This window comes from Micromonospora sp. CNZ295 (assembly GCF_004217535.1).
This window is the reverse complement of the sequence record NZ_SHKZ01000001.1, coordinates 3,371,049-3,384,127: the sequence shown is the minus strand read 5'-3', so window position 1 is coordinate 3,384,127 and position 13,079 is coordinate 3,371,049. Positions and strand designations below refer to the sequence as shown.

Annotated in this window: 10 protein-coding genes; all 10 read right to left on the bottom strand. The window is 74.3% G+C overall.

Translation table 11 applies throughout. The features are described 5' to 3' along the window. Positions 1–63: 63 nt before the first annotated feature. Positions 64–984 (bottom strand): glycosyltransferase family 2 protein, encoded by a 921-nt coding sequence (locus tag EV376_RS15920; protein ID WP_130324059.1) that lies wholly within the window; start codon positions 982–984, stop codon positions 64–66. Next, complete coding sequence (locus tag EV376_RS15915) at positions 981–1,547, bottom strand: glycosyltransferase (protein ID WP_130328682.1); 567 nt, start codon at positions 1,545–1,547, stop codon at positions 981–983. The genes EV376_RS15920 and EV376_RS15915 overlap by 4 nt, the downstream gene beginning before the upstream one ends. A gap of 136 nt (positions 1,548–1,683) precedes the next feature. After that, positions 1,684–2,166: a glycosyltransferase family protein gene (locus tag EV376_RS15910; protein WP_130324057.1), complete on the bottom strand. Its 483-nt coding sequence runs from the start codon at positions 2,164–2,166 to the stop codon at positions 1,684–1,686. A gap of 90 nt (positions 2,167–2,256) precedes the next feature. Next, on the bottom strand, positions 2,257–3,519 hold the full coding sequence (locus EV376_RS15905) for a hypothetical protein (RefSeq protein WP_130324055.1): 1,263 nt from the start codon (positions 3,517–3,519) through the stop codon (positions 2,257–2,259). Continuing rightward, complete coding sequence (locus EV376_RS15900) at positions 3,516–4,418, bottom strand: sulfotransferase domain-containing protein (RefSeq protein WP_130328681.1); 903 nt, start codon at positions 4,416–4,418, stop codon at positions 3,516–3,518. Before EV376_RS15900 ends, EV376_RS15905 begins: the two co-directional genes overlap by 4 nt. Before the next feature lie 8 nt (positions 4,419–4,426). Next, complete coding sequence (locus EV376_RS15895) at positions 4,427–6,019, bottom strand: lipopolysaccharide biosynthesis protein (RefSeq protein WP_130324053.1); 1,593 nt, start codon at positions 6,017–6,019, stop codon at positions 4,427–4,429. Continuing rightward, positions 6,016–7,380: an O-antigen ligase family protein gene (locus EV376_RS15890; protein WP_130324051.1), complete on the bottom strand. Its 1,365-nt coding sequence runs from the start codon at positions 7,378–7,380 to the stop codon at positions 6,016–6,018. Before EV376_RS15890 ends, EV376_RS15895 begins: the two co-directional genes overlap by 4 nt. 2 nt (positions 7,381–7,382) lie before the next feature. After that, the gene (locus EV376_RS15885; protein WP_130324049.1) at positions 7,383–8,993 is read right to left on the bottom strand and encodes a lipopolysaccharide biosynthesis protein; all 1,611 of its coding nucleotides are present in this window, start codon (positions 8,991–8,993) and stop codon (positions 7,383–7,385) included. Between the two features lie 152 nt (positions 8,994–9,145). Continuing rightward, the gene (locus tag EV376_RS15880; RefSeq protein WP_130328680.1) at positions 9,146–11,089 is read right to left on the bottom strand and encodes a delta-60 repeat domain-containing protein; all 1,944 of its coding nucleotides are present in this window, start codon (positions 11,087–11,089) and stop codon (positions 9,146–9,148) included. Positions 11,090–11,302: 213 nt separating this feature from the next. After that, positions 11,303–12,997 (bottom strand): glycoside hydrolase, encoded by a 1,695-nt coding sequence (locus EV376_RS15875; protein WP_130324047.1) that lies wholly within the window; start codon positions 12,995–12,997, stop codon positions 11,303–11,305. Positions 12,998–13,079: the final 82 nt, after the last annotated feature.

Genomic DNA, 13,079 nt, shown 5'->3' with positions numbered 1-13,079 from the left:
ATCCTTGTCTGCTGTGTCGGGGTGACCGCTCGCCACGGAGGACGACCGGAGTGGGTACGCGGCTCAGATGCCCCGGCCGCGCTTGTGCAGGGTGCGCAGGACGGCGTCCGCCCGGACCATCCGCCCGGCCACGGCGAGCGCCAGGTACGCCCGCGGCTCCCGCGGGTTGCGCCGGATGGTGCGCCGCGCCCACCGCAGCGCGCCCTGCCGGTCGCCGGAGGCGGCCCGGGCGAAGGCGATCTGCCCGGCCACCCGCGCCTCGCCGGCCGGTTGCGTGCCGAACTCCGGGTAGCGCTCCAGCAGCCACTGCAACGCCTCGGAGATGGTGTCCCAGCGCTGCGCGAAGTACGACCGCTTGTGCCAGCGCACCAGCACGTACGGGGTCTGCAGGTTCACCAGCGGCGCGCTGCGCGCGGCCCGCAGCAGGAACTCGTAGTCCTCCGCGTAGCTGCCGGGGATCTCCTCGTCGACCAGCCCGAAGCCGTCGCGCAGCGCGGCGGCGCGGATCACGAACGTCGACGGGTGCAGCTCGGTCATCCGGTCCCGCAGCAGGTCGGCGAGAGTCACCCGCTCGCGCGACAGCGACCGGTCGACGGTGTGCCCGTCGTAGCTGACCCGGATCCCGCAGCAGACGAACTCGGCGCCGGGGGCGGCGGCGAGCGCGTCGACCTGCGCCCGCAGCTTGCCGGGCAGCCACTCGTCGTCGTCGTCGCAGAAGGCGATCAGCTCACCGGTGGCGGCCAGGACGCCGGTGTTGCGGGTACCGGCCAGACCGGGGGTGCGCTCGTTGCGGATGACCCGGACCGAACGGCCCGGCCGGGACAGCTCGGCCAACGTCGGGTCCGGCTCGGTGCGGTCGTACACGACGACCACCTCGACGTCGCCCGGGTAGTCCTGGTCGAGGATGCCGCGGATCGCGGCCCGCAGCAGCTCCGGCCGGTCCCGGGTGGGCACCACGGCACTCACGCTCGGGTGTGCGGTCATCGTCGCGCTCCATTCCGGTGCGACCGCTTCCACGGCCGCCACCACTTCCACCGGCCGCCGGACGCGGCCACCAGGTCCTCCACGATCTCCCCGACCCGCGCCACGGCGGCCTCCTGCGCGCGGGCCGCGTCGGGATCGGCCCGGACGGTGAACCGGCCCGGCTCGTCGAGCCCGGTGGCGAGCGCCGCCAGGAGCGCCTCGCGGGTCTCGCACAGCACCACCATGCCGGCGGCGCCGAGCCGCCGCGCGAACAGCAGCTGGTGGTCGTCGACGTGCTCGCCGTGCGACGGGTCCCGGGGGACGACGATCGGCAGGCGGCCGTGCCGACGGGCCTCCAGGATGGTGGCCGGCCCGCCGTGGCAGACCACGATGTCGGCGCCGGACATCGCGGTCTGGAGCTCGTCGTGCCCCAGGAAGGCGACCGCACCGGGCACGTCGGGCGCCCGGGTGTGTCCGTGTTGGACGGTCAACGCGGCCCGGCCGGCGACCGCCGGCTGCCAGCCCTCCAGCCACCCGACCAGGCGGTCGAAGGGGTGCTTGTCCGTGCCGACCGCGACCAGCACCTGGACCGGCGCGGTGCCGGAGCGGTCGCGCTGCCGAGGAACCCGGTGGCCGTTGTCCGCCCGCGCCGGCGCGGCGGCCCGCTCCGCCGTCACCGCGCCCGCCTTCCGTCCGCGGCCGCGGGGCTCCGCTCCGCGCTCACAGGAGCGTCCCCACGACGGTCGCCTCCGGGTACTGCCGGCGCTGCTCCTCCCACTGCACGAGCATCGCGGACAGGAAGGGGCGGCAGAGGCGGGCGGTCAGGGTCGGGGTGTCGATCCGGTCGTACACCTCGATGTAGACGGTGGGGATCCGCCGCAGCCAGGCGAGCACCACGAACGGCACCGCGACGCCCGCTCCGGTCGTCACCACCGCGGCCACCCGGCGCCGCCGCAGCACCCGTGCCGCCAGCAGCGTGTTGCGCAGCAGGTTGCGCACGTTGCGGGTGGTCGGGTGGTGGGCCGGGACGACCTCCTCGCCGTCGAGCAGCGAGATCGCCTCCGGGGTGTCGAAGGTGACCCAGCAGCGGTGCCAGCGCTCGTACCAGGTGCGCAGTGCGAGCAGCTGGGCGAGGTGCCCGCCGCTCGACCCGACCAGCAGCAGGACAGGAGGATCGCCGCGATCCCCGGTGTTCGTTTCCACGCGACCCCCACAGTTCGCTTGGATTTCCGATCGACGCCACGCGAGAGCAGATCACATTTCGCGTGGTTGCTGTATAGGGCGACCGGATGATCACCCGCTATGCCGTTTCTCGATTACGTCCAACAGGGCGGGGTGCAGCGCGGCGTTCCATCCCGCGCCGGCGTCGGCCAGGCGCCAGGTCCGCAGCCACATCTCCAGCAGGTACCCGTCGGCCACCAGCCGCCGTCCCGCCCGGTCCAGGCCCAGCGCGTCGCCGTACCGGGCGAGCTGGGCGTCGACGGCGTCGGCCGCGGTGCCCGCGGGCTCGCCACGCAGTACGAGGGCCCGCTGGAACGCGTCGTGCGCCAGGTCGAAGCCGACCGGGACGTCCGGGCCGCTGTGCTCCCAGTCCCAGGCGACCAGCCGGCCGGCGTGCCGGCCGAGGTTCCACGGCACCCAGTCGCCGTGCCAGTGGCCGAACTCGACGGCCGTGTCGCCGTGCCGGTGGGCGAGAGCGGCCACCGCGGCGACCGCCCGTGCGCCGTCCGGCGTGCTGGCGGCGGCACGCTCCGCGGCCGCCCGCAGCCGGGTCAGGAAGCTCGAACCGGCCAGCGCCCGGGGCGGGGCCGGCGGGCGGCCCCGGCGGGCCACCGCGAGGACCGCGGCCACCTCGGGCGGCTCGGTCGCGGGCACGCCCCGCACGTCCGGTGGCAGTGGCTCGACGAGCGCGACGGCCTGCCCGGCCCACGCGGTCTCGACGAGCAGCCGGGGTGCGACCGGATGGCCCGGAGCCCCGGTGCACGCGGGCAGCTCGCGCAGGGCCGCCGCCTCGGCGGTCACCAGCGCACGGGTGGCGTCGTTCCACCCGATCTTCGCGTAGCCGAGCGGACGGCCGGCGGCGTCGAACAACTGGAGTGTCGGCTTGTGGTTCGGGTCCGGCGGGCGCACCCCGCAGGCCGCGTACGCGGCACCGCGGCCGAGCAGGGCGGCGAGCCGCTGCGCCAGCAGCGCCTCGTCGGCGGCCACCCCGTCGGGCAGCGACACGGTCAGGACCGGGAACGGGGCCAGCTCGATCCCACGCAGCCGGGCGACCCCACCGAGGACGGCCCGCACCGCCCGCACCTTCGGCGGCCGCAGCGCGTTGTACGCCAGCAGCGACGCCGCCGTGGCCCGCGGCGAGCCGAGCGGCAGCAGGAACCGGGCCCGCTCCGGGGACGGGACGATCGCGTACCGCGCCACCACCCGGCGGCCGGCCGACGGCGGGCCGCCGACGGTCAACTCCACCCGCTCGTCACCGAAGACCGCCCGGGTCACCCAGCCCAGCCCGTCGGTGCGGGTACGCGGGTCGGCGGGCGTGGTGGCCGCCGCCGTCACGCGGACCGGTCCGGCCAGTCGAGGTCCAGCCCGAGCCGCTGCCGCAGCGCCTCGTTGTAGGGACGGTAGTAGGCGGTCAGCTCCGCCCGCAGCGCCGGGTCCAGCGGAGCGGAGCGCCGGTCGTTGTAGACCTTGAAGCTGGGCAGGTCGTGCGGCGGAAGACCGAGGAAGTCCAGCGTCCGCCGGTAGGTCGACCGGGCGTCCCGGTAGAGCTCCTCGCTGGGCAGGAAGAGGAACTGCCCACGGTCGAAGCGCTCCAGCCACGGCTCCAGGTGCTCCAGGTAGCGGCCCCGGGCCCGGTAGGTGTACCAGTCGTACGCCTCGCTGAAGTACTCCGGCTCGGCGATCAGCCGCTCCCGCTCGCCCGCGGTGCGCTCCTCCTCGGCGGCGAGGGCGTCGGCGAAGTCCAGCGGCTCGATGCCATGGGTGCGCCGCTCCTTCCAGTGCGAGTACGCCCGCTCCACCGGGTCACGGAGCAGCACGACGAGCTTGACCGACGGCATCAGCGCGGCCACCCGCTGCGCGGCGAGCGGGTGGAACATGTACAGCGGGGCCGCCTCGCCGACCCGGACCGGCCCGCCGTGCCGCCGGGCCAGCGCCTCCCGGTGCCGCACGGTCGGGAAGTGCGAGCGGTACCACGCCTCGCCGCGCCGCCAGTGCTCCTCGAAGTAGTGCGCGGACTTCGTGTTCCAGGCCGGGAAGAGCCGCGGCACCAGCGGATGCTGGATCAGGTAGTTCCACAGGGACGTGGTGCCGCCCCGCTTGGTGCCGATGATGAGGAAATCCGGCAGCGGACGCCGGTCACTGGTCCGTACGCCGTACTCGACGAGGGACTCCCTCACCCGTTCGGTCACCTGGGTCGGCACCAACTGCTTCACCCGATCACGCAAAGCCGGCACGACGGACCTCACCTGCCCTCCTGCTGCGGTGCGGCGGGGCCGGAGGCGGCCGGGGCCGCCTCCCCCCGCCCACGGATCTGCCTCATGGTGACCCGGATGCCGCGCCGCACCCGGGGCAACGTCAACAAGCCGACGCACGCGACCGCCAGCACGGCCACCGCGGCCAGCAGGCCGGGGATCCCCCGGCCACCGGCCAGCACGCCGACGGCCGCGGCGGCGCCCACCCCGGCGACGGTGGTCGCCGCCGCGGCCAGCATCGGCGCGTCCACCAGAGGATGCCGCACCACGTGCCACGCGCACGTCACCGCGATCAGGTTCTCGGTGACGATGCCGGCGGCCCAGGCCAGGGCCGCGCCGGTGGCGCCGTGGCCGGGGATCAGCACCAGACCGAGGGAGACGGTGACCAGCAACCCGGCCACGGTGGCGACCAGGTGCAGGCCGCTGCGACCGCCCATCAGCAGCAGGCTCTGCACGTTGCCCACCCCGGTGTTCACCAGCATGGCCACGGCGAGCACCGTCATCGCGGCGGCGCCGGTGGCGAAGCCGGACCCGAACAGCTCCAGGAACGCCGGCCCGAAGACGGCGAGCAGCAGGTAGAGCGGCCAGGACAGCACCAGCCCCCAGGTGGTCAGCTGCCGGTGCACGGCGGCGGCCGCGTCCGGCCGGCCCTCGCCGAGCAGCCGGGAGAGCTGCGGGGACACCGCCACCCGCAGGCCCTGCATCGCGAGCTGGCCGGCCAGGATGTACCGCCCGACGGCGCCGAACACGCCCGCCTCGGCCGCCCCGGCGAGCACCGAGGTGAGCAGCACGCCGACCCACACGGCACCCGCGTCGATCGCCGCCGAGGCGGCCCTGGGCAGCGCGAACCTCCAGAACGTCGACCAGTCGCCCGGCGCCGGACGCAGGGCCGCCCCCCGGCCGACGCCGAGCGGGCCGGCGACCAGCACCAGGGTGACCAGCACGGCCACCGCCGCCGGCACCAGCCAGCCGGTCAGCCCGGCCAGCAGCCCACCGGAGGTCAGGACCGCCGCGCCCACCAGCAGCGGTCGCGCCACCGGAAGCAGCACCGACTGCACCGCCACGTACGCGCGGATCGGCCGTACGCAGCGCAGCACGGCGAACAGCAACGTCATGGCCACCACCACGGGAACCGCGGCGAAGCTGGCCCGGACCAGCGCGGTGGCTTCGGCGCCCGGCCCGTCCAGCAGCCGGGGTGCGAGCGTGCCGGCGGCGAGCACCCCGGCCGCGGCGACCACGATCGCGGCGGACATCGGCGGCAGCAGGGCCACCGGCAGGACCCGTGCGGCGTCACCGTCGGCGCCACGGCGACGCCGGGGCAGCGCCCAGATCAGCCCCGTCTCCGCGCCCAGCACACAGACGGCGGCGGCGACCGTGACGACGCCGATCGCCGCGAAGAAGGCACCGGAGCCCTCGGTGCCGTACCCCCGGGTGATGACCACCGCCAGCACGAAGCCGAACAGCCCGTTGACGGCCGCGCCGAACAGCCCGGCCGCCCCGCTGCGCGCGCTGCGCCGCGACTCGGCGGTGGTGGCGTCGGCGCGTCCGGCCGTACCGGACGGCGGGCGGGTCGCGGCGGTCATCCGGCCACCGCCCCCGGGCCACCGGCCGGGCGGAGCTGGATCACGTGGCGCGCCCCGGCCTCCCGCTCGACGAGCGCCATGGTGACGGCGATCGCGAAGAAGGCGACGGCGAGGTTCGGGCTCGCCATGCCGTAGAACGGGATCTGCACGACGCACACCACCGGCAGCACCGCGAGCCACTGCCCCGCCGCCGAGCGGGCGCGCGCGCAGATCACCGCCGCGACGGCGAACCAGGCGAGGAAGAACACCAGCGCGGGCACCCCGTGGCTGAACAGCACCATCCACAGCTGGCCCTGCGTGCCGACCGGGGCCGCCGCGGTGAGGGTGTCCGCGCTGACCGGTGCGCCGTAGCCCAGCCACGGCGACTCCGCGATGCGCCGGAGCACCTCGGCGTAGAGCGAGAGCCGGTCGCTGTTGGTGTCGCTGGCCTCGACGCGGTTGCCGATCATCTCGGCGACCGGGATGAACAGCGTGACCAGCCCGCCGACGAGGAGCACCCCGACGACGGAGGCACCGACGCGGATGTTTCCCCGCCGGGCCGCCCGCAGACCGAGCACCAGCAGGCCCGCGCCGAGACTCGCGAACATCACCCGGTTCAGGGTGAGGAACGCCGGCGGCAGCGACAGTGGCAGCGACACGAGCAGCGCCCAGCGCAGCAGGCCGCGCCGGCGCAGCATGGTGAACGCCACGACGCACGGCAGGGCCATCGCGTACGCGCTGCCGTAGTTGTTGGTGTACGGGAACGGCGCCGCCGGCCGGTAGATCGGGTCGAGCGACCGTTCGCTGAACTCGGCGGCCGTCACGTGCACCAGGTCCTGGATGTACGAGTTGCCGGCGATGCCCCCGGGCAGCAGCACCTCAACCGGGGTGGTCAGGGCGAACCTCGGCGCCAGCACGCCCAGCCAGCCCAGCAGGACCAGGCCGAACCAGAACAGGCACAGCGGCACCAGCACGCCGGCCAGGTCGCCGCGTTCCCGCGCGACGGCGTACACGTAGACCCCGACGACCAGGGCGGTCACGTAGAACCCCAGCCGCAGGCCGAAGGTGGGCAGCGAACCCGGCGACGACAGCTGGGTGGCGCTGAGTACGACCAGCGCCAGGAAGACCAGCCACACCCCGCTGCCCGGCGGCAGCGGCACCCGACCCCGGACGAGCAGCAGCGCCAGCAGCACCGCGCCCAGCAGTGACCAGCCCAGGTAGAACGCGCCCGCCGCCCACCACACCGGCACCAGGCCGAACATCACCGCCAGCGGCCAGACCGGCAGCCGGGGTGGCGGAGGCGGTGGAGGTGGGGGCGGCCCGATCGCGGCCGGGTCCTCACCGGCCGGCTCGCTGACGGACGGGGCCCGGGTGCGGGGCACCGTCACCCCCACCCGCTGCGGGCAAGGACGAAGCCGAGCGGTGTGACCCCCGCGGCGCGCAGCCGTTCCGCCAACCGGCGCAGGTCCGTCTGGCGCGTCCGGTCCTGTTCGACCACCACCACGGCGGTGCCCTGCCGGGCGGCGGCGACGCCGCGCTCGTCGGCCTCGGCGGGCGGGGCGTTGAAGAGCACGAGGCCGTTGGCGGCCCGCTGCCGCCAGGTGCCGAACCGCACGCCGCCGGCACCCACCGGCACCTCGTCCGCGGTCGTCTTGACCTTGCTCTTCCCGCTGACCGGCGGCGCACCGGAGGTGACCCGGGGCAGGGTCATGGTGGCGTCCGGGTCGGTCGAGGGACGGGGGGTGGGGTGCGGGGACGGCCGGCGGACGGTGATCACCTCGGTGACGTCGTCGACGCTGGCCGCGCCGCCCTCGCGGGGCTTGGGTACGACCGGGCGGGCCGGGTTGGCCGCGGCGGGGAGCCGGCCCAGGCCGGCCAGCACCTCGGCACGCAGCCGGTCCAGGCGGCCGCTGTCGTCGGCGACGTACACGTCCCGGCCGGTGGCGGCGAGCGCCACCGCCAGGCCGGCGGTCATCGCCGACTGGTCCTCCCGGGTGGTCAGCAGCGCCACCCGGGCGGGTTCGCGGACCCGCTCGGCGATCGCCAAGGCGACGTACCGGATGTCGGCGTCCATCGCGTGCCGGGAGCCGCGGAACGGCCGGCTGCGCACCGTGCCGAGCAGCGGCAGGCCGGTCGCGTCCCGGCCGTCGTCGACCGACCGGATCCGGCGGTCCACCGATTCCCACAGGTACGCCAGCACGACGCCGAGCAGGATGCCGCCCAGCAGGCCGACGGCCAGGTAGAGCGGGCGGTTGCCGCCCGGGGAGACCAGCGCCTTCTCGGCCGTGCGGGTGACCCAGCCCGGGTTCACGTCGACCGCCGCGATCTCGCTGCGCTGGGAGCTGAGCTGGGTCAGCCGGCTGTTGACGCCGCCCAGCTCGGCCACCGCCGCGTCCACGGCGCCGTCGCGGGCGTTGGCGATCCGCCGTTGCAGCGCCGCCTGCTCGGCCTGCACCTTGGCGATGCTGTCGTCGTAGGAGCGGAGCATCTCGTCCCGCTGCCGCTCGTACATGCCGCGGCGCACGTCGAGGTAGGCCTGCGCCGCCACGTTGACGGCCTCCACCGCCTCTTCGGGGGAGTTCGCCGAGTACTGGAAGCGCAGGATCTGGCCGCCGGTGGGCACCTCGACCTCGAGCGCGTCCCGCACGTCGCGCTGGTCCCGGCCGGTGGCCTCCACCAGGCGCCGCACCACGTCGGTCCCGGTGGCGATGCCGCTCTCCACGTTCATGTTCACCGCCCGGTCGGAGGGCGCGCCAGGCGTGAAGGCGTCGGTGACGACCGGGCGGACCGCGACCACGGCGTTCGCGGTGACCGCGCCCGGGACGAGGAAGACGTACCCGAGCCCGGCCGCCAGACCCAGGACCGCGACCGACGCCACCAGCCGGATCCGGTGCAGCGGCACCCGCAGCAGGTCGGTCAGCGTCACCGTACGGGCCGGCGCGCCCCCGCCACCGGACGTGTCGGCGGACCAGGAGCCGGGAGGTGCATCAGTCATGGGATTTTCACCGTCTGTTGTGTTGTACGCGAGGAACGTCTCGGGCGCCGGACACCGGACGGACCCTCCCGACGTCGCGGGCCGGCGGCGGGGATCCGCCGCCGGCCCGACATGAACAATCTACCGATCGCCCGTCCCGGACGGTCGACCCGTCACTGCACGGAGAAGAACGTGCGCGGCGTCGACCAGTTCAGGTCGGCGCTCGCCGGTGCGATCACCGTGCTCGCCGCGCCGTCCACCGCCGGGGCGGCGGTCGGGTCGAAGGGCACGCTGCGCAGCGTCCCGTCCGTGCTGCCGTACACGATCTTGCCGCCCACCCAGGCCATGCCGCGCACCGTCGACCACGTCACGCCGGTGGTGGGCAGGGTGAACTCGGTGGCGCCGAGGTAGTTGCCGTCGGTCTCGAAGTACCGGTAGTAGAGGCCGCTGCCGCCGCTGCGGGTGTAGTAGAGCCGGCCGTTGAGGAAGAACGCACCGGTCATGTTGGCGGCGTTGAACCAGTCGTTGTAGCCGGACGACTCCCACGGGACGCCGATCGCACCGCCGTTGAACATCGAGATGTCGATCCGGCTGCCCGTCGGGGTGCCGGCGACGGTGTGCGCCCAGTAGATCCGGTCGCTGACCCGCCAGGTCGCACCGGCGGCGGTGTAGTTGGGCTGGCTGACCGTGGTCGCCGCGCCGATGCTCGTGCCGTCGAACGGCACCTTGGCGAGCTCGCCCTGACCGGTGCCCAGGTAGAGGTTGCCACTGGTCGCGGTCGGCGCCGTCTTCGGCGTGACGGTGCGCCCGCCGGCGAGCGGGAACATGCCCAGGCGGCCGTGGTACTCGCTGCCCATGCCGTCCGAGTTGTGCCCGAAGTACAGCCCGTCGCTGCCCCGCCACAGCACCGGCACCTGGGAGCCCCACGTGCTGGTGCCGGCCGGCATCGACGAGCTTCCCCGGCGGCCCGGGTTCCAGGCCACCGGCATGCCGGTGGCGGGGGTGACGGCGGCGATGCCGAGCCGGTCGACCGCCCCGGCGCCGGCCCGGTCGCTGGCGTTGGGGTTGTTCAGCCAGCGGAAGTGCCCGCCGAGGTAGATGACGTTGTCGGCGACCTCGACGGAGGTGATGGTGTCGTTGCCGGTGTAGTTGACCCAGGTGCCGAGCTGCCCGCTGCCCCGGGCGGCGGTCTCGAAGCGGACCAGCGCGTCGCAGTACGCGGCCGGCCAGCCCGCGCCGCCGTTGGTGCCGACGACGAACCAGCTGCCGTCACCGCCGAACCGCACGTCCTGCACGTAGTGGACGAAGGTCGCCGGCGCCGCGCACGGCGGGACGAACTTGTCGGTGCTCCAGTCCAGGACGCTCGGCGTGCCGGTCAGGTCGACCAGCACCATCTGGTTGCGGGACTCACCGTTGACGAGCGTGAAGTTGCCGCCGGCGACGAGGGTGTTCCCGTCCGGCGTCACGTCGAGCGCCCAGGCGTACGAGCTGGTGCCGTGCCGCCCGACGGTCGCGTTGATGTTGAAGGTCGGGTCGATCGCGCCGGTGGTGTAGTTGAGCCGCGCCAGCCCGTTGTGCGAGGTGCCGTTGATCCAGTTGAACGCGCCCGCCAGGTACAGCCAGTTGCCGTGCCGGACCATGTCGCGGATCATGCCGCCGTCGGACCGGCCCACCCAGCTGTCGATGATCGCGCCGGTGGTCGCGTTGAGCGCCACCAGGTTCTTCCGGGACACTCCGTTGACGTTCTTGAACGCCCCGCCCACGATCAGCGTGTTGTTCGGGCCGGCCATCAGCGCGTTCACCGCGCCGTCGAGCACCGGCAGGAAGGTCGTCGAGATCGTCCCGGTGCTCCGGTCGTACGCGAACAGGTAGCGCTGCGTCGTCCAGCCCGCGCTCGCGTTCTGGCGGATCTGCGTGAAGCTGCCGCCGACGTAGACCATCGAGCCGACCTGGGCGAACGCTCGGGCCTCGCCGTCACGCGCGTGCGGGGTGCTGTCGGCGGGGTTGGTCGACACCAGGGTCTGCGTCTCGGGCGCCGGCACCACGGCGGCGGACGCCGCCGACGGTACGGCCACCGCGGCGACGACGGTCAGCAGACCGATCGCGGCCGCGCGGATACGGAATCCGGCAGATCGCCGAGAGAGCGAGACTTCGGGCACGCTACGCCTCCAAGGTGGATGAGAACCCGCGTAGCGTGCCTCGCCCACCCCGGTCGGCGATATCCGCCGATTGGGCGGTCACTGGCCCTACGCGACGACGGCGAGCGTACCGGGTCGGATGTCCGACTGACGTCCGGGCATCCCGCCGCCGTCGCGCGGCCCGTCGCGTCCTCAGCCCTCCGGAGTGGGTTGCCGCAGGTAGGCGTCCTGGCCGGCCCGGGTGAACCCGGCCAGGGCGGAGGAATCGTGGTTCATCGTCATGTCACAGCTGCTCGTCCGCGTGGTCATGCCGGCCGAGTTGAAGTAGATCGCCGCCTTGATCTTCGGGTGCGCCCTCAGCGCGGCGGGGAACTCCTCGAACCACCGCCGCTTGGCGAGCCGGTCGGCCGCGTTGAAGTTGGTGCCGAACTCGGCGAGCATCCGCGGCTTGCCGGCGCCGATGCCACTCTGGTCCAGCCAGCGGTAGAAGCTGCCGATGGTGGTCGCCGGGCTCTTCCAGACCGTGCTGCCGTTGCAGACGTGGAAGTTGTACGGATCCCACGCCACCCAGTCCACGTAGCGGTCGCCCGGGTACAGGCCCGCGTACCGGCTGTAGTGGCCGGACCAGCCCATCATCGTCCACACCCAGACGGCGTTGTGCGCGCCGGCCGCGGCGAACCGGTCGTGCACGTGCCGCCAGGCGCGGACGAAGTCCGCGTCGATGCCCTTGGCGGGCTCGTCCTCCGGCTCGTGGTCGAAGCCCATGAACACCGGAACGCCGGTGGCCCGGATCCGGCCGGCGACCGCGTCGATGGTCGCGTCGTGCCGGCCGCTGTAGACGTCCTTCCAGGTGAGCACCGTGCCCGAGGAGAAGATGCGGGACTCCCAGGCGAAGAACATCAGCCGGCCCTCGCGCATCTGCTGCTGCTCGTACGCGTCCGGGAAGGCGCCGTTGCTGCCGTTGTTGGAGAAGTCGTGGTAGCGGTGCACGATGTCGAACCGGCGCCCGACCTGCGCCTCGACGTCGGTGATGGCGCGGCCGTGGTCCCAGGTCGCGGGGTTGGTCGGCGAGTACATGCCCCACCACGCGCCGCAGGAGGGCACCAGCTTCGAGGAGACCTGCCCGCAGCCGGCCGGGCGCGGCGACTGGGTCACGGTCGGGCTCGGCGCCGGCCTGGTCGGGCTGGCGCTCGGCGGGGGCGGCGTGGTCGGGGCCGGCGTCCGGCTCGGCGAGGGCGCCGGTGCGGCGCTGCTCGGCGCGGCGGTCGGGCGACTCGCGACGTCGTAGCTCAGGACCAGGCGGGGCCGCAGGTCCGTGGCGCGGTTCTCGGAGGAGGCCCAGTAGATGCGGGTCTCCAGCCCGGTCTGCGCCAGCGAGACCGTGACCACGCCGTTCCCCTGCACCAGCGCGGATACGTCCCAGTCGTTGAAGCCGGGGCGCACCCCGGTGACGGTGTCGACGGCGGGGCCGACCGGCGCCGGCGCGGGCCGGGCCAGGCGGGCGTCCACCGTGGACGCGTGGGCGGTGACGGTGGCGTCGAACTTCTGCCAGGCGTGCACCCGCAGGGTGGCCCGGACGTTGACCGCGTTCGCGGGGAGGGTGGTCACCGCGAACTGGATGACCGCCTCCCGGGCGCCGCGCGGGTTGGCGTCGCAGCGGGCCGGGCAGGTGGCGAGGGTGGTCCGGGCGCCGTTGTCGCCGTCCTGCGAGACGAGGGTGGCCGTGGTGTCGGCCACCGCGTGCACCGACATGTCGTCGGCCGCCAGCAGCGGCATCACGCCCGCCACCAGCCCGCCGACCACCGTCGTCGCGGCGACGCCGAGCAGCGCCGCCTTGCGTCGGGGGCCACGGTGCCGGGTGAGCCGGTGAACTCCACGCCTGCTCAACGAAACTCCCTGGGTCTGCTGCCTTGACATCCGGCAGCGTAGCGGCGGACGCGACAGGGCGTGAGGACGTCAGCTGGACCTA

What these genes read in the sequence shown, in the direction of transcription:
- EV376_RS15895 (WP_130324053.1), bottom strand. Translation starts at nt 6,019, where the DNA reads ATGACCGCCGCGACCCGCCCGCCGTCCGGTACGGCCGGACGCGCCGAC.
- EV376_RS15885 (WP_130324049.1), bottom strand. Translation starts at nt 8,993, where the DNA reads ATGACTGATGCACCTCCCGGCTCCTGGTCCGCCGACACGTCCGGTGGC.
- EV376_RS15920 (WP_130324059.1), bottom strand. Translation starts at nt 984, where the DNA reads ATGACCGCACACCCGAGCGTGAGTGCCGTGGTGCCCACCCGGGACCGG.